Here is a 15,804-nt window from a genome sequence, read left to right as displayed (position 1 = left end):
ACGGCGGGTGCTAACGTCCGTCGTGGAAAGGGAAACAACCCAGACCGTCAGCTAAGGTCCCAAAGTTACAGTTAAGTGGGAAACGATGTGGGAAGGCTTAGACAGCTAGGAGGTTGGCTTAGAAGCAGCCATCCTTTAAAGAAAGCGTAATAGCTCACTAGTCGAGTCGGCCTGCGCGGAAGATATAACGGGGCTCAAACTGTACACCGAAGCTACGGATGCTTAATTTATTAGGCATGGTAGAGGAGCGTTCTGTAAGCCGTTGAAGGTCAAGCTGTAAGGCAGGCTGGAGGTATCAGAAGTGCGAATGTTGACATGAGTAACGATAAGGGGAGTGAAAAACTCCCCCGCCGGAAGACCAAGGTTTCCTGTCCCATGTTAATCAGGGCAGGGTGAGTCGGCCCCTAAGGCGAGGCAGAAATGCGTAGTCGATGGAAAACAGGTTAATATTCCTGTACCGATGTATATTGCGATGGAGAGACGGAGAAGGCTAGGCCAGCACAGCGATGGTTGTCTGTGTTTAAGGCGGTAGGCAAGTGACTTAGGCAAATCCGGGTCACTCTTTTAGAGAGAATGCCGAGAACTGATGACGAGCCCTCTTTTGGGCGAAGTGGTTGATGCCATGCTTCCAGGAAAAACTTCTAAGCTTCAGATATACATTGACCGTACCCCAAACCGACACAGGTGGTCAGGTAGAGAATACCAAGGCGCTTGAGAGAACTCGGGTGAAGGAACTAGGCAAAATGGTACCGTAACTTCGGGAGAAGGTACGCCGGCCGGTGTGAAGGACTTGCTCCGTAAGCACTAGTCGGTCGAAGATACCAGGTGGCTGCGACTGTTTATTAAAAACACAGCACTCTGCAAACACGAAAGTGGACGTATAGGGTGTGACGCCTGCCCGGTGCTTGAAGGTTAATTGATGGGGTTAGCGTAAGCGAAGCTCTTGATCGAAGCCCAAGTAAACGGCGGCCGTAACTATAACGGTCCTAAGGTAGCGAAATTCCTTGTCGGGTAAGTTCCGACCTGCACGAATGGCGTAACGATGGCCACACTGTCTCCACCCGAGACTCAGTGAAATTGAAATCGCAGTGAAGATGCTGTGTATCCGCGGCTAGACGGAAAGACCCCGTGAACCTTTACTATAGCTTCACAGTGAACTTTGAACCTATTTGTGTAGGATAGGTGGGAGGCTTTGAAGATAGGACGCTAGTTCTATTGGAGCCAATCTTGAAATACCACCCTGGTATGTTTGAGGTTCTAACTCAGGTCCATTATCTGGATCGAGGACACTGTGTGGTGGGTAGTTTGACTGGGGCGGTCTCCTCCCAAAGAGTAACGGAGGAGCACGAAGGTGTGCTCAGCATGGTCGGAAATCATGCGTAGAGTGTAAAGGCAAAAGCACGCTTAACTGCGAGACAGACACGTCGAGCAGGTACGAAAGTAGGTCTTAGTGATCCGGTGGTTCTGTATGGAAGGGCCATCGCTCAACGGATAAAAGGTACTCCGGGGATAACAGGCTGATACCGCCCAAGAGTTCACATCGACGGCGGTGTTTGGCACCTCGATGTCGGCTCATCACATCCTGGGGCTGAAGCCGGTCCCAAGGGTATGGCTGTTCGCCATTTAAAGTGGTACGCGAGCTGGGTTTAGAACGTCGTGAGACAGTTCGGTCCCTATCTGCCGTGGACGTTTGAGATTTGAGAGGAGCTGCTCCTAGTACGAGAGGACCGGAGTGGACGAACCTCTGGTGTTCCGGTTGTCACGCCAGTGGCATTGCCGGGTAGCTACGTTCGGACGGGATAACCGCTGAAAGCATCTAAGCGGGAAGCCTCCCTCAAGATAAGATCTCACTGGGACATAAGTCCCCTAAAGAGCCGTTCGAGACTAGGACGTTGATAGGTTGGGTGTGTAAGTGCTGTGAGGCATTGAGCTAACCAATACTAATTGCTCGTGAGGCTTGACCATATAACACCAAAGTGGTTTTAGATGATAAGTGAAGAGAGAATGAAAAAGACTCTAAGCAAATGCATCAAAGATTACAGAGACACATAATACGACCGGTTTAACCTTGATTACCGTTATTTCAAAAAAGAATTGTTAAAGATCCAAGCATGTCTACGCGTGTTTTGGTTGGAAGAAAGAGATGATAGAGATTATGATCTTAAGAAACCGCCAGAACGAACGCAGCAGAATTGCTTGACGATCATAGAGGCGTTGAACCACCTGATCCCATCCCGAACTCAGAAGTGAAAAGCGCAATCGCCGATGGTAGTGTGGGAGATCCCATGTGAGAGTAGGTCGTCGTCAAGCTTAAATTAAGAGAGCCCTGATAGCTAACGCTGTCAGGGCTTTTTTTTGGCTCAAGGAAAGGGAAGCCGGTGGGAAATCTACCTTGATGCTGGAATATAGGGAAGCCTTATTTTGGTCAGTGGTGTTTGATCTTGAGATGGTTTAATAGAGGCCACTTATGTATTCTTGAGTAAATAAGTGTGATGGTTTAATAGCATCATGTATTCTTGCTAATCTGGGGATAAGCCTTGTTTTTATGCACAAAAAAGCCCACTTCATTTTGAAGTGGGCTTTTGTATAGGCGTGATAAAGATTAACGAGTGTTGTCTGCTAACCCACAGAGTAGGATTCGTTGAGCGTTAAAAGAGTCACTGGATATATTACTAATAAAGCCGTAATGTCATTAGACAAAGCAATTTAAGATACCGTCAGGGTATCTTGTTTACTCTTAGTGTTCTGCTCTTGATCAAATGAAATAGATGAGGAGGGAGGTGTTAGGTTTCATATCTTAAAAATAAATCTATCTAATTCATACAGATAGATTTATTTTTAATTCGTATCTGATTACAGCAATATTTATTGATTTTTTTACATAACTTAGTTGACCTCATGATTCAAAGCGGGCTAGAATAAGCTTCGTTTAAAAGAGTTGGCAATATTTATGTCCAGAGTTGCGAATAATACGTCAGTATGTTCGTCCTGTTAAATCATAAGTAATACCGAGTTTTTTTAGCACTATAACGTAGGTGATAGCACCTACGTATAAATTAACTTAACCTACAGGATAAACAGACATGTCTGACGTAGTAACTGGTACAGTAAAATTTTTCAACGAAACTAAAGGTTTCGGTTTCATTACTCAGGATTCAGGTCCTGATGTTTTTGTTCACTTCTCTGCAATCAACACTTCTGGTTTCAAAACTTTGGCTGAAGGCCAAAAAGTTGAATTCCAAGTAGCTCAAGGCAAAAAAGGCCCAGAAGCTCAAAACGTTACACCTTTATAAGGTAACGTTGCTGAGGATTCTCTCAGCAGTGCGAATGCTAAAAAGCGACTTTTAAGTCGCTTTTTTTGTTTTTATAGGTCGAGATAAAGTCCTTCAATGCTAAGGCTTTTCTATATCCAGTTTGATGTTGTTAATTATATTCTGGTTAGGTATTACGGAGGTTAATTATTATGGCTGCTAAGTCATTACAAGAGCAGTTGTTGGGTGTGGGTCTCGTTGATAAGAAGAAGGTTAAAAAACTCAAAGCAGAGACCTTACAGCATAAGCAGAAAGTTAAAAAAGGTAAAATAGTTACCACAGATCATGATGAGCGTTTGGAAGCGCTGAAACGCCAGAGAGACGATAAAGTGGAGAAAGATCGGGGGCTGAATCTAGAGCGTCAAAAACTTGCTGAGCATAAAGCGGTGCAAGGACAAATTCGCCAGATGATAGATCAAAATCGCGTCCGAAAAGAAAATGGCGATATTGCTTATCACTTTACGGATAATAAAAAAGTAAAAAAATTGTATATTAGTCAGTCAATGCATGATGATTTGAGTCGCGGACGCTTGGCTATCATTAAGCTTGATCAGCAATATGAACTCATTCCTGAACCGGTTGCAGTAAAGATTAATGAGCGAGATTCATCTTATGTGCTTGTTTGTAATAACCGTGTTGATAGTGTTGATGATGATCCCTATGCAGGTTTTGAAATCCCTGATGATCTAATGTGGTAAAGCCCTTTTTGATGCCTAAGAGGGTTTTTTCTGACCCTCTAGTTCACTTCTATGTCTCTTGTTTTGGTTTCTTTCTTATTTTTCCTCCTGAAATTTACTCCTTTCATTAGTGTTTTTGTGCGTCATTGACGCAATATTTTCAAAAAAATCGTATTTTAGTGTCAAAAAATAGAAAATAGATGCACATTCCAAATTTTGTATTTTTCAAATATTTGCACATAAGTGACTGATAAATATCGGCTTTAATCTTATTTCTAGGATATTTAATGCGCATTGAAAATCCTTTTTAAATGATACATTTCATGAAAATAGCACCTATGGTGGATACTTGATGCAAGTAGCTTGCATCTACTTGTCTATTTCTGTGAAATGTTTAGATTGTTTGACTGTTGCTTGCACATATCAAGCGCCTACAAGAAAAAGCTAAATATTTTAAAGGGAAACGAGAATGAAAAAATCGATTATTGCTATTGCTGTGTCCAGTGCTGCACTTGCTTCTGTATCAGTTCAAGCTGCTGAAGGTTCTACAGTAGATGTTTACGGTAACATCCAATATGCATACACAGACACTGATAAAGGGACTGACTTTGTAGACAATGGTTCGACCATTGGCTTAAAGGGTGAAACAAAAATCAATGATGATCTAACTGCTTTCTTCAAATATGAACTTGAATTTAACGCAGACCAAAAAGAAGATCATGATAGCAAAGCTGATTTAGACCAGGCTTTTGTTGGCTTGAAGGGGAACTTTGGTAAAGTTCAAGTTGGTTCGTTTGACACTATCTATAACAATGCTATTCAAGACTCTGTTGATCAGTTTGAAAATCTAGGTATGACAAACGCAGAAGACACGACTGAAGGCGACACTATTGCTTACTTTTCACCATCTATGAATGGTTTTGAAGTACAAGTTGCGGCTCAATTCAAAGGGGATACTACATCTTCTAAAAACGTAGATACTGATAATGACGGCACTTCAGTTATGGGTGTTGTTAAATACTCTACTGATCTAGTGTCTGTTGCATTGGGTTATGATTCTCGTGAAAATACTTCAGCGACTGATCCTAAAGCAACTACTGGTTTAGCAGTTACTGTTATGCCGATGGCTAACTTGTCCGTTACGGGTAAGTATGAAACGACTGACGATACCCAAGACGTACTTGGTCTAGCTGCTCGTTATGGTTACGGTGTTGGTGATGTTTACGTTTCTTACCAGAATGTTGATGAAGATGGCGCTGGTAAAGATAAATTTAATGAATATGCTGCTGGTGTAACTTATAGCCTAGCATCGAATATTTATGTGTACGGTGAAGTTGGTAAATATGAAAATGCCACTAACAACGATACAGATACTCAAACAGCTGTTGGTGTTTACTACGGTTTCTAAGATCCTCTTATAGATGATTTTATTTACTCTAAGGCTCCTACCAGTCTAGTAAGGTAGGAGCCTTATGTTAAGCAAGATCATTCAAGGTTCCATATTTCTTCTCTTGTAGGCGGATTTGTTGGAACATTTTGGCGCCAGATGGCAACATCTGGTGCCTTTTTTTATTGTGCCGTTCTATTTCAAAAAATAAGGAATAACTTGATTGTTATTTAATCAAACCGTTAAACTTATTTTTTAAAGATAGCTGGCCGTTAATTATGCTCAACATGAACTTTTCTCAAACGGTATTCATGGATACAGACAAAATTGATTGGATTGCCAGTCCAATGTCTGGAGTTTATAGAAAACCTTTGGCAAGAGAAGAGGCTGAGCGAGGTCATGCGACGAGTTTGGTATCCTACGAAGCTGGTTCTGTTTTTCGTCCTCATCCGCATCCGTTGGGTGAAGAAATACTTGTATTAAATGGTATTTTCTCCGATGAAAAAGGTGATTTTAAGGCTGGTAGTTATTTCAGGAACCCTCCCGGTACTAGTCATGCCCCCCATAGCCTTGATGGCTGTTGTTTATTAGTAAAACTGCATCAATTTCAAGTGACAGACTTGAATCAGGTCTATGTTGAAACACCTAGTATTTGGTCATCTAGACAGTCAGAAATTGTGCCACTTTATCAATTTGGTACAGAGAGAGTTTGGCTTATTCGTATTCAAAATGGTGAAAATTTATTAAGTCAATTGGACTTAAGTGCTTCCGTCGAGTTATTCATTATATCTGGGCAGGCACAATACGGTGGTAATCTAATGACTACTGGCGGTTGGCTACGAGATCCTGAGTTTTCATTAGACCGTTGGAATGTTGCGTCAGATTGTTTTATTTGGTTAAAAGCAGGGCATTTTTAAATTTAGTCTGCCTATTATATTGAGGTTTATGTGACACATATTATACCGGAACAAAAGCGTGTATTTTTGCCCGTTGTGGAAAGTGATCAGCTCTTCCCAGTTGGACGAGTATATTGCGTTGGTCGAAATTACGCTGAGCACTCAAAAGAAATGGGAGATGATCCTGAAAGAGACCCTCCATTCTTCTTTGCGAAAGATGCGTCATGTGTTGTTCCTGCTAGTTTTTCTGATGTGACCGGTATTTCCTATCCTATGGCTTCGTCACAGTTCGAATATGAGGTTGAGCTTGTTATTGCTATAGGTAAAGGGGGTCGTAATTTAACGCCGGAACAAGCAGTTGATGCAATTCTTGGTTACGCTGTCGGTTTGGATATGACACGACGTGATCTTCAGGCGCAAGCTAAAAAGAAGGGTCGCCCTTGGGAGGTAGGGAAATCATTTGATGAGTCTGCCCCAATAAGTCCAATACTTTTAAAAAATGATCGTCTTAGTGTTGATGTTGCAAAAGCCGAAATTGGTTTAAAGGTTAATGGTGATGTTAAGCAGGTTAGTCGCGTTTCTAATTTAACATGGTCTATTGAAGAGGTTATTTGTAAATTATCAGAGGTTTTTGAATTAAGGCCGGGTGATTTGATCATGACAGGCACGCCTGAAAATGTAGGTGCTGTTGTTGTTGGTGATGAAATGGTGGCATGGGTTGAGCATTTGGGTGAAATTAGAGTGAACGTTACCGATTAAACTCAGTAAACCTATCGAGTAAAGTTGACATTGCCGGGTGCTGATATTTTGCTAATAAGTGAATTGCGACTTCTGCCGTGCATAACCCCGTAATTTTTTGGTTGCGGCGTTTGCTGTAAACGGACTTTATGTCTGCTATCTCATAATGTTTGAATCGTTCCAGGTAGGGGGACTGGTTGTAAATTTTTCGAGCTTGTTGCCATGTACCATCAATGATTATGATGTTTTTTACCGTTATTCCGCTGTCGTGATGGTATTTGAGTTCTTCATTTTCACACAGATAGATAAGTATTGTATTTTCTGGTGATAAATCCAAAATAGTTTTGCTCGGCATGACTCTAGACCATTCAATGATGTCACATTCATTGTTCAGTACTTCTTTGATTAGCTTTCCGGTTCCAGTTTTTTTTTTCAATTCTTCACTGTGTGTTAGCAGCCAAATTTGCATTTAATAAATTCTCTTTGAAAAGTGCATTTTATTTAATTGTAACAGATGGTGAAAATAGAAAAGCCAAAGTTTGATCTAATGAAAAAAAGTCAGATCAAACTTTGGCTTTGAGTTCGTAGTGAACTAGAGCGTTTTACTCTTTGCCAATAGAGCCAATTTTATGAATGGACAAGTCTGCACCATTGAATTCATCTTCTTCGCTTAGGCGTAATCCGCTGACGGCTTTAACCATACCGTAAACAATAAATCCAGATAATGTGGCAACTATAATGCCACCTAGGCTCCCTACAAGCTGAGACATAAAGCTAACGCCGCCTAATCCTCCAAGTGCCTCTGTTCCGAAAATTCCTGCTGCAATGCCTCCCCATGCACCACAAACGCCATGTAGTGGCCATACACCAAGAACATCGTCGGTGTGTTTGAATTTTTGCTGAATATGGGTGAATAAGAATGTGAAAATTGCGCCAGCAAATGCGCCAGTTGCTAATGCGCCAATGGGGTGCATGATGTCTGATCCCGCGCATATTGCAACGAGCCCAGCCAATGGGCCGTTGTGAATAAATCCCGGATCATTTTTACCAAATATCATGGCAGCAATAATACCTCCAACCATGGCCATTAGAGAGTTTACGGCGACCAAGCCGCTAATACCGTCTAGCGTTTGTGCAGACATGACGTTAAAGCCAAACCAACCTATACAAAGGATCCAAGCCCCTAAAGCAAGAAAAGGAATGTTCGATGGCGCAAAGGCGACTAATTTACCATGCCTAAAACGGCCATTACGAGTGCCAAGCAAAATGATAGCAGCAAGAGCAACCCAGCCTCCAAAAGCGTGAACGACAACGGACCCTGCAAAGTCATGGAAAGGAGCGCCATATTGTTCTTCTAGCCAGCCTTGAACTCCATAATTACCATTCCATACGATGCCTTCAAAAAATGGATAAGCGACGCCAACGATAACGGCGGCGGATATTAACATAGGATAAAACTTTGCTCGTTCAGCAACACCGCCTGAAATAATCGCTGGTATCGCGGCAGCAAACGTCATCAAAAAGAAGAATTTCACTAGTGCGTAGCCATTTTCCTGAGATAAGGTGGCTGCACTTTCGAAGAAGTTGACACCATAGGCAATTTGATAGCCTACAAAGAAATAGACAAGTGCCGATACTGCAAAATCTGTCATGATTTTGACGAGCGCATTGACCTGGTTTTTATGACGTACTGTACCGACTTCTAAAAAAGCAAAGCCAGCATGCATGGCAAATACCATAATTGCGCCAAGTAGTATGAAAAGAGTGTTTGAACTGGAAACGAGCATTTCTACTGCACTGTTTGTGGGGGTCACGGATGGCTCCTAATGTTTTTATTGCACCGTAATGGATTTTCTTACTTTCCGGTGCTCTTTTATGGGGCTTTATGGGCTTTTTATTCTGTTAATCTAAATTTGTTCTGAAGTTAAGCAATAATTATTCCAGTTATGCATTTTATTGGTGCTTTTTTTTTATCTTTTAGGAAATGCACTGTTTTGGGTTTTTAGTGGTTTGATTGCTGCAGGTGCGCTTTGAATTTTGATTTTGCACTATGGTCATTACGTATTTACTATTACTTTTTTTAACAATACTTGGTTTCTATTCGCTTTCTATTTTATTTTGTACGACATATTATCGAAGTGTTAGCGTATTTATTAAGTTCGAATTTTTTATAATATGTTTAACGGTTAGATCGTTGCTGAAAGTCTGATTATTTTTAGCGTAGTTAAAAGATTGCTTATTTAAGGGCAACATAAAAAATGAGGTTGTTATGTCAGGTCAGTTAGTATCAGGTATTGTTAAGTGGTTTAATGATGAAAAAGGGTTTGGATTTATTGAGCGTGAAGGTGGAGCTGATGTTTTTGTTCATTTCCGTTCTATAAACGGTGATGGTCGTCGTACTCTTCAAGAAGGTCAAAAAGTGACTTTTGAAGTTACTGATGGGCAAAAAGGCCCTCAGGCTGAGAATGTAACGATTGTATAGTTGAACCTTTACTTATTTTTAAAAAGCCATGCTTTATACAGCATGGCTTTTTTATGCTTATAATTTGTACGCTAAATATCGGAGGTTATTGTGTTACCAGTACTGTATTCGTTTAGGCGTTGCCCTTATGCCATAAGGGCTAGATACGTTATCGATCTTTTAGGCGTGCCTGTGTATTTAAGGGAGGTTGTCTTAAAGTCAAAGCCTGCCGCCTTATTGTCCTTGGGTGGTCGGTCAAGTGTACCTCAGCTTATAGATGTAGATGGCGCTAGATACCCAGAAAGTTTGGATATTATTTTTTGGGCGCTTTCAAAGGCTGATGGTTGCATTTCTTTGGATGCTCTATGGCCCTTTCAAATTATTAAAAAAAATAAAGTGAAAGCATGGATAAAATATAATGATCGCTTCTTTAAGTATTGGTTGGATCGTTATAAATACGCAGATCGACACCCAGAATTTAGTGGCGTTTATTACCGTCGTAGAGGTGAGGCTTTTTTACAGCGTTTAGATAAGCGTTTAAAGAAAAGTGCATTTATATTCGGTGAGAGTGTTAGTGTGGCAGATATTGCGGTGTTCCCATTTGTTCGCCAATTTGCTGCTGTTGACCAAGCGTGGTTTGAATTATCTGAATATCACAACGTAAAAGTGTGGTTGGCTAATTTTTTGAATTCTGAAAGGTTTAAATCTGTTGTGATGGTTAAAAATACAGCTTGGGAAGCAGGTCAAGAGGAAATCCTCTTCCCTGCTTGCTAAGCGGTTCGTGGTTACTTGATATTAATCGATTAGCCCAAAGGTAACCCAATATAAAAAGCTTGGGTCAGCGTCGCTTGGAAGTTCAAGGGCAATGAAGTTACCTTCAGTGTCAATATGCGAAGAATTGGGGAAGCTTTGTTTCAACACGGCAAGATTTATTTGCGCTAAATCTGTCTGTTCTAGATCGTTATAAGATTGGACTGAAATCGCCAGTGCTTCTTCGACAGACCGAGTGCTTGGGTAATGCTGAATGACTTCTTGGCTGCGACGCAAAGCAGAAAGAGGTGCTTTTCTTTTTAAATAATAGTGAGCCACTTGCAATTCATGGCGTGACACCATTTCACGTAAATAATACATCCGTGCTTTTGCATCAGGAGCAAAGGAGCTGTTCGGGTAGCGAGAGGTAAAGTCTGCAAGTTCATTAAATGCCTTTGCCAGTTCTTTTGAGTCCCTTTCGCTTGGGTCTAAGTTTAAGTAGCGAGACATCAGGCTCTCGGCGCCTTTGTAAGTCGAAAGTGCGCGCATGTAATAGGCGTAATCGACTGAATCATGTTCCGGGTGATTTTTGATAAATCTATCGGCGGTTGCGTGGGCGGCGATGAAGTCACTGGCTTCAATTTGGGCATAAATTAAATCCAGTTCCGCGCGAGCACTGAACTCACCAAATGGGTAACGAGAGTCTAAATCTTTTAGATGTTTTATGGCGGTGGAAGGAAGGTTTTCGTCCAGTGCTTGCTGAGCTTTATCGTAATAAGTACGTTCAGGCAGGTCTGGTTCTTGTACTTGTTTGCTTGAGCAAGCAACAATGAATAAAGAAAAACTAACTATTCCAGAGAATCGGAGCAACGAGTGATGAAATCCCATGTATAATCAAAACCTTGATATGGTAGTAGATTAGCCTAAATCGGCATTTTGTAGCGTTATATTGCGAAAGATGATGAAGTGCAAGGCGCTACACGTTTTTTCACTTTCAGACTCAATGATAAAATCAATGAACTGAAAACAACAGACTTAAGTACATTGTATGGCAGAGCGCATAGTAAAAGAAGCCCAAGTTCCTTTCGATTTGGGTGGTAATCGGTTTGATCAGATCGCGACAGAATTGTTTAATGACTATTCACGTTCACGTATTCAAAGCTGGATTAAAGAAGGTGCCTTGAAAGTAGATGGCCAAATCATTAAACCAAAAGAAAAGTTGTTTGGTGGTGAAGTGGTTACACTTGATATTGTTATCGAGGCTCAAGAGGACCATGAAGCGCAGGAAATGGCGCTTGATATCGTTTACGAAGACAGCTCAATTATGATTGTAAACAAGCCTGCGGGTTTGGTTGTGCATCCGGCTGTTGGTAATCGTGACGGTACTTTAATGAACGCGATTCTTCACCATGCTCCTGAAACTGCGCATATACCGCGTGCAGGCATCGTACATCGACTTGATAAAGAGACGACTGGCTTAATGGTTGTTGCTAAAACGTTAATAGCGCAGACAGATTTAGTTTCCCAGCTACAAGAGCGCAGCATGGGGCGTGAATATGAGGCTATTTCCATTGGCGTAATGACGGGTGGAGGTGTGGTGAATGAGCCAATTGGCCGCCATCCTCACAATCGTCAGAAACAAGCGGTGGAGCCTTTACATGGTAAAGATGCTGTCACGCATTATCGATTAGTTGAGCGTTTTAAAAATCATACGCATATTCGTTTGAAGCTCGAGACAGGACGTACCCATCAGATTCGTGTTCATATGGCGTTTATTCAGTATCCATTGATTGGGGACCCTCAGTATGGTGGTCGTCTGAAAATGCCAAAAGCTTGTACGCCGGAATTGCAGGGACAATTGCGTAATTTTCGTCGACAGGCATTGCATGCTAAAAGGTTGGAGCTCTCTCATCCCGTTACTGGTGAATGGATGGAGTGGGAGGTCGATTTGCCTGATGATATGAAGCGATTACTGGAGGCGCTTAAAGCCGATACACTAGAATCTGATAGTAGCGACTCAGAATACTTCTAAAAATAAGGCAGCTTCGGCTGCCTTTTTACTTTCTACTGGTTTTGTTTGGAGAGATTGATGTCTTCTCATAAATCTTCTTTTATTAGGCCTAATTGGCCCGCTCCCTCTTCTGTTTGTGCTTATGTTTCTACTCGTATTGGCGGGGTCAGCTGTACACCGTTTGATGAACTAAACCTAGGTGTTCACGTGCAGGACAATTCTGAAGCAGTAATTCAAAATCGTCATTTGTTTGCGTCTTTTATCGATATGCCTGATTCGGTTGTTTGGCTAAATCAAGTGCATGGCACAGACGTTGTGAAATTGCCTTGCGACTCCTTACCTAAAAGTGCCGACGCGGCTTTTTCTGATGCTTTAAATCAAGTTTGTGCAGTATTAACAGCGGATTGCCTCCCCGTGTTTTTTTGTAATCAATCGGGCACACAAGTAGCAGTTGCTCATGCTGGTTGGCGTGGCCTATGCGCTGGTGTTTTAGAGTCGACACTGGCGCAATTTGATAATAAAAGTAGTGTCATGGCGTGGTTGGGGCCTGCGATTGGAGCGGCAGCCTTTGAGGTTGGTTGCGAAGTGAGGCAGGCGTTTATGACATTGTATCCTGAGGCGGAAGAGGCTTTTAAAGCGACGCAAGCGTCGGATAAGTGGTTGGGCGATCTTTATTTGTTAGCGAGACAGCGCTTGCATGCCGCTGGCGTTACCCAAGTTTATGGTGGTGATCATTGTACTTTTTCAGACGAGGCGAATTTTTATTCATACAGACGTGATGGTAAAACGGGGCGAATGGCCTCTGTTATTTGGATAGATAGCTAAATAATCCTCTGTTTTATTGATGGGTGTCAAAAAAATGACACTGAAGATCTTGAAAAGTCATTTTTGAGAACTATTAAGTTCTTAATCGAAATATTTCATCTTATTTTTCAAAGGATGTCAGATCATGCGTATAGATCGTTTAACCAGTAAATTGCAGTTGGCGCTTTCCGATGCTCAGTCCGTTGCCTTGGGGCAGGATCATTCTTATATCGAGTCGCTTCATTTAATGATTGCCTTGCTGGATCAGCAAGGGGGAAGTACTCGCCCCATTTTACAGCAAGCGGGCATTCCCGTTGCTAAATTTCGTGAAAGTCTAAATGAGTTGCTGTCTCGTCTTCCTAAGGTTCAGAATCATGATGGGAATGTTCAGATGTCACCTGAGCTAGGTCGGCTAATGAATTTAGCGGACAAAGAAGCACAAAAGAGAAAAGATCAGTTTATCTCTTCTGAATTGGTTTTGATGGCGATGTTCGATGGCAAAGACGATCTTGCCAAAAGCCTAAAAGCAAGTGGTGTCACGAAGGCGGATATTGCTGCTGTCATTGACAACATTCGCGGTGGCGATTCTATTAATGATCCTGATGCAGAAGAAAACCGCCAAGCTTTAGATAAGTATACGGTAGATCTTACCGCAAGAGCAGCAGAGGGTAAGCTTGACCCAGTGATCGGGCGAGATGATGAAATTCGCCGTACGATACAAGTTTTGCAGCGCCGTCGTAAAAATAACCCAGTGTTAATTGGCGAGCCTGGTGTGGGTAAGACTGCGATCGTTGAGGGTTTAGCTCAACGGATTATTAACGGAGAAGTACCGGAAGGTTTGAAAAATAAGCGTGTTCTATCGCTTGATATGGCGGCTTTGATTGCAGGAGCAAAATATCGCGGAGAATTTGAGGAGCGATTGAAGGCCTTGTTGAATGAGCTTTCTAAGCAAGAAGGCCAGATCATTTTATTTATAGATGAAATTCATACCATGGTAGGAGCTGGTAAGTCAGAAGGCTCGATGGACGCCGGCAATATGCTCAAACCTGCTTTGGCACGGGGAGAACTTCATTGTGTCGGTGCAACGACGTTGAATGAATATCGTCAATATATTGAGAAAGACGCCGCGTTGGAGCGACGTTTCCAAAAAGTGCTAGTGGAAGAGCCGAGTGTATTGGATACCATCGCTATTTTGCGAGGCTTGAAGGAGCGTTACGAAGTACACCACGGCGTTGATATTACAGACTCTGCCATCATTGCGGCGGCGAAGCTTTCCCAGCGCTACATTACCGATCGTCAATTACCAGATAAAGCCATCGATTTGATTGATGAGGCTGGTAGTCGCATCCGCATGGAGATGGACTCTAAGCCCGAGGATATGGATCGTTTGGAGCGCCGCTTAATCCAGTTGAAGATTGAAAGAGAGGCGCTTAAGAAGGAAAAAGACAAAGCTTCTAAGCTGAGACTGGCAGAATTGGATAGTGAAATTGAGGATTTGCAGAAACAGTTTTCTGATTTGGAAGAAATCTGGAACGCTGAGAAAGCCGCGGTTCAGGGGGCGCAAAAGCTGAAAGAAGAATTAGAAGCGGTTCGTCATGAGATGGAAGAGGCTCGCCGTAGTGGTAATTTAGCGAAAATGTCCGAGCTTCAGTATGGTGTGATTCCAATGCTTGAGACTGAAATCGAAAAGGCCAGTCAAGTAGAGGAGAATACGGAGACGCGGTTACTGAAAAGACGCGTGACGGAAGAAGAGATTGCGACCGTTGTTTCTCGATGGACAGGCATTCCGGTCGATAAAATGCTGGAGGGGGAGCGAGATAAGTTGCTTCGTATGGAAGATGCATTGCATGAATCTGTGATGGGGCAAAATGAAGCGGTCTCAGCGGTGTCTAATGCGGTTAGACGTTCTCGATCAGGTTTGGCAGATCCTAACCGTCCTAACGGATCTTTCCTCTTCTTAGGGCCGACAGGGGTGGGTAAAACGGAGCTGTGTAAGTCTTTAGCGAAATTCTTGTTTGATACTGAGCAGGCAATGGTTCGAGTTGATATGTCTGAGTTTATGGAGAAACACTCGGTGGCTCGCTTGATTGGTGCGCCTCCAGGTTACGTTGGTTACGAAGAAGGAGGTTATTTGACTGAAGCTGTCAGACGCCGACCTTACTCTGTGTTATTGCTTGATGAGGTTGAAAAAGCACACCCAGATGTTTTTAACATTCTTTTGCAGGTTTTGGACGATGGTCGATTGACGGATGGTCAAGGCCGTACTGTGGATTTTAGAAACACGGTTATTGTTATGACATCGAATTTAGGTTCTGATTTGATTCAAGAGTATAAATCTGCTGACCAGTATGAAGAAATCAAATCCAAAGTGATGGAAGTGGTAGGAATGCATTTTCGTCCAGAGTTTATTAATCGGATTGATGAAACCGTTGTGTTTCATCCTTTGATGAAATCGCAGATCAAGGGGATAGCAACGGTGCAGCTGGCTCATTTGAACGAACGATTGGCGGAGATGGGTATGTCGTTAGTGTTAACCGATGCGGCCTCTGATCAGCTGGTTGAAGTTGGGTATGATCCGGTTTATGGGGCTCGACCGTTGAAGCGAGCGATACAGAAATGGATAGAGAATCCATTGGCAAATGAACTATTATCTGGTCACTTTGTTATCGGTGACCGTATTGTGGCAGACGTTGTCGAGGGTGGACTGGTTTTTGCTAAAAGCCAGTGAATAATTAGGCATAAAAAAAGCTCTAGTCTTTCAAAAAAGAG

13 protein-coding genes and 2 rRNA genes (1 of these 15 cut by a window edge) are annotated in these 15,804 nt (G+C 42.4%); 12 read left to right on the top strand and 3 right to left on the bottom strand.

Features of this window, described 5'->3' with window-relative positions; all coding sequences use genetic code 11:
• From MP3633_RS14790 to MP3633_RS14760, 7 genes are all read left to right on the top strand, one after another.
• Window positions 1-1,965: ribosomal RNA gene (locus tag MP3633_RS14790) — 23S ribosomal RNA — on the top strand; it begins 931 nt to the left of the window's first position.
• Between the two features lie 230 nt (window positions 1,966-2,195).
• Window positions 2,196-2,310: ribosomal RNA gene (gene rrf / locus MP3633_RS14785) — 5S ribosomal RNA — on the top strand.
• 773 nt (window positions 2,311-3,083) lie between these two features.
• A complete protein-coding gene (locus tag MP3633_RS14780) occupies window positions 3,084-3,293 on the top strand; it encodes a cold-shock protein (RefSeq protein ID WP_024024079.1) in 210 nt (69 codons plus the stop codon).
• A 170-nt stretch (window positions 3,294-3,463) separates the two neighbouring features.
• On the top strand, window positions 3,464-4,009 hold the full coding sequence (locus tag MP3633_RS14775) for a DUF2058 domain-containing protein (protein ID WP_176336102.1): 546 nt from the start codon (window positions 3,464-3,466) through the stop codon (window positions 4,007-4,009).
• A 448-nt stretch (window positions 4,010-4,457) separates the two neighbouring features.
• Window positions 4,458-5,396: a porin gene (locus MP3633_RS14770; protein WP_176336101.1), complete on the top strand. Its 939-nt coding sequence runs from the start codon at window positions 4,458-4,460 to the stop codon at window positions 5,394-5,396.
• Between the two features lie 257 nt (window positions 5,397-5,653).
• Entirely contained in the window at window positions 5,654-6,292 is a 639-nt protein-coding gene (locus MP3633_RS14765) for a cupin domain-containing protein (protein WP_176336100.1), read from the top strand.
• Window positions 6,293-6,322: 30 nt separating this feature from the next.
• On the top strand, window positions 6,323-7,030 hold the full coding sequence (locus MP3633_RS14760; RefSeq protein ID WP_176336099.1) for a fumarylacetoacetate hydrolase family protein: 708 nt from the start codon (window positions 6,323-6,325) through the stop codon (window positions 7,028-7,030).
• Here MP3633_RS14760 and MP3633_RS14755 read toward each other — a convergent pair.
• Window positions 7,020-7,478: a tRNA-uridine aminocarboxypropyltransferase gene (locus MP3633_RS14755; protein WP_176336098.1), complete on the bottom strand. Its 459-nt coding sequence runs from the start codon at window positions 7,476-7,478 to the stop codon at window positions 7,020-7,022. The genes MP3633_RS14760 and MP3633_RS14755 overlap by 11 nt on opposite strands.
• A gap of 133 nt (window positions 7,479-7,611) precedes the next feature.
• The gene (locus tag MP3633_RS14750; RefSeq protein ID WP_176336097.1) at window positions 7,612-8,823 is read right to left on the bottom strand and encodes an ammonium transporter; all 1,212 of its coding nucleotides are present in this window, start codon (window positions 8,821-8,823) and stop codon (window positions 7,612-7,614) included.
• A gap of 455 nt (window positions 8,824-9,278) precedes the next feature.
• Here MP3633_RS14750 and MP3633_RS14745 point away from each other — a divergent pair, with 455 nt between their 5' ends.
• Together MP3633_RS14745 and MP3633_RS14740 are read left to right on the top strand one after the other, a co-directional pair.
• Window positions 9,279-9,491: a cold-shock protein gene (locus MP3633_RS14745; RefSeq protein ID WP_112140838.1), complete on the top strand. Its 213-nt coding sequence runs from the start codon at window positions 9,279-9,281 to the stop codon at window positions 9,489-9,491.
• A gap of 90 nt (window positions 9,492-9,581) precedes the next feature.
• Complete coding sequence (locus MP3633_RS14740; RefSeq protein WP_176336096.1) at window positions 9,582-10,244, top strand: glutathione S-transferase; 663 nt, start codon at window positions 9,582-9,584, stop codon at window positions 10,242-10,244.
• A gap of 21 nt (window positions 10,245-10,265) precedes the next feature.
• On the opposite strand, the gene MP3633_RS14735 is transcribed toward MP3633_RS14740, so the two are convergent.
• On the bottom strand, window positions 10,266-11,108 hold the full coding sequence (locus MP3633_RS14735) for an outer membrane protein assembly factor BamD (protein ID WP_176336095.1): 843 nt from the start codon (window positions 11,106-11,108) through the stop codon (window positions 10,266-10,268).
• A gap of 160 nt (window positions 11,109-11,268) precedes the next feature.
• Between MP3633_RS14735 and rluD the strand changes: the two genes are divergently transcribed.
• The 3 genes from rluD to clpB all read left to right on the top strand — a co-directional run bounded on the left by rluD (window position 11,269) and on the right by clpB (window position 15,763).
• A complete protein-coding gene (rluD, locus tag MP3633_RS14730; RefSeq protein ID WP_112140833.1) occupies window positions 11,269-12,252 on the top strand; it encodes a 23S rRNA pseudouridine(1911/1915/1917) synthase RluD in 984 nt (327 codons plus the stop codon).
• 57 nt (window positions 12,253-12,309) lie between these two features.
• The gene (gene pgeF, locus MP3633_RS14725) at window positions 12,310-13,056 is read left to right on the top strand and encodes a peptidoglycan editing factor PgeF (protein ID WP_176336094.1); all 747 of its coding nucleotides are present in this window, start codon (window positions 12,310-12,312) and stop codon (window positions 13,054-13,056) included.
• Window positions 13,057-13,180: 124 nt separating this feature from the next.
• The gene (gene clpB / locus MP3633_RS14720) at window positions 13,181-15,763 is read left to right on the top strand and encodes an ATP-dependent chaperone ClpB (protein WP_176336093.1); all 2,583 of its coding nucleotides are present in this window, start codon (window positions 13,181-13,183) and stop codon (window positions 15,761-15,763) included.
• Window positions 15,764-15,804: the final 41 nt, after the last annotated feature.

Source organism: Marinomonas primoryensis (genome assembly GCF_013372285.1).
In the GTDB taxonomy this organism is placed as follows: Bacteria; Pseudomonadota; Gammaproteobacteria; order Pseudomonadales; family Marinomonadaceae; genus Marinomonas; species Marinomonas primoryensis.
This window is presented reverse-complemented; position numbering and strand designations above follow the sequence as displayed.

What these genes read in the sequence shown, in the direction of transcription:
- MP3633_RS14780 (WP_024024079.1), top strand. Translation starts at nt 3,084, where the DNA reads ATGTCTGACGTAGTAACTGGTACAGTAAAATTTTTCAACGAAACTAAA.
- MP3633_RS14775 (WP_176336102.1), top strand. Translation starts at nt 3,464, where the DNA reads ATGGCTGCTAAGTCATTACAAGAGCAGTTGTTGGGTGTGGGTCTCGTT.
- MP3633_RS14770 (WP_176336101.1), top strand. Translation starts at nt 4,458, where the DNA reads ATGAAAAAATCGATTATTGCTATTGCTGTGTCCAGTGCTGCACTTGCT.
- MP3633_RS14765 (WP_176336100.1), top strand. Translation starts at nt 5,654, where the DNA reads ATGCTCAACATGAACTTTTCTCAAACGGTATTCATGGATACAGACAAA.
- MP3633_RS14755 (WP_176336098.1), bottom strand. Translation starts at nt 7,478, where the DNA reads ATGCAAATTTGGCTGCTAACACACAGTGAAGAATTGAAAAAAAAAACT.
- MP3633_RS14745 (WP_112140838.1), top strand. Translation starts at nt 9,279, where the DNA reads ATGTCAGGTCAGTTAGTATCAGGTATTGTTAAGTGGTTTAATGATGAA.
- MP3633_RS14735 (WP_176336095.1), bottom strand. Translation starts at nt 11,108, where the DNA reads ATGGGATTTCATCACTCGTTGCTCCGATTCTCTGGAATAGTTAGTTTT.
- rluD (WP_112140833.1), top strand. Translation starts at nt 11,269, where the DNA reads ATGGCAGAGCGCATAGTAAAAGAAGCCCAAGTTCCTTTCGATTTGGGT.
- pgeF (WP_176336094.1), top strand. Translation starts at nt 12,310, where the DNA reads ATGTCTTCTCATAAATCTTCTTTTATTAGGCCTAATTGGCCCGCTCCC.
- clpB (WP_176336093.1), top strand. Translation starts at nt 13,181, where the DNA reads ATGCGTATAGATCGTTTAACCAGTAAATTGCAGTTGGCGCTTTCCGAT.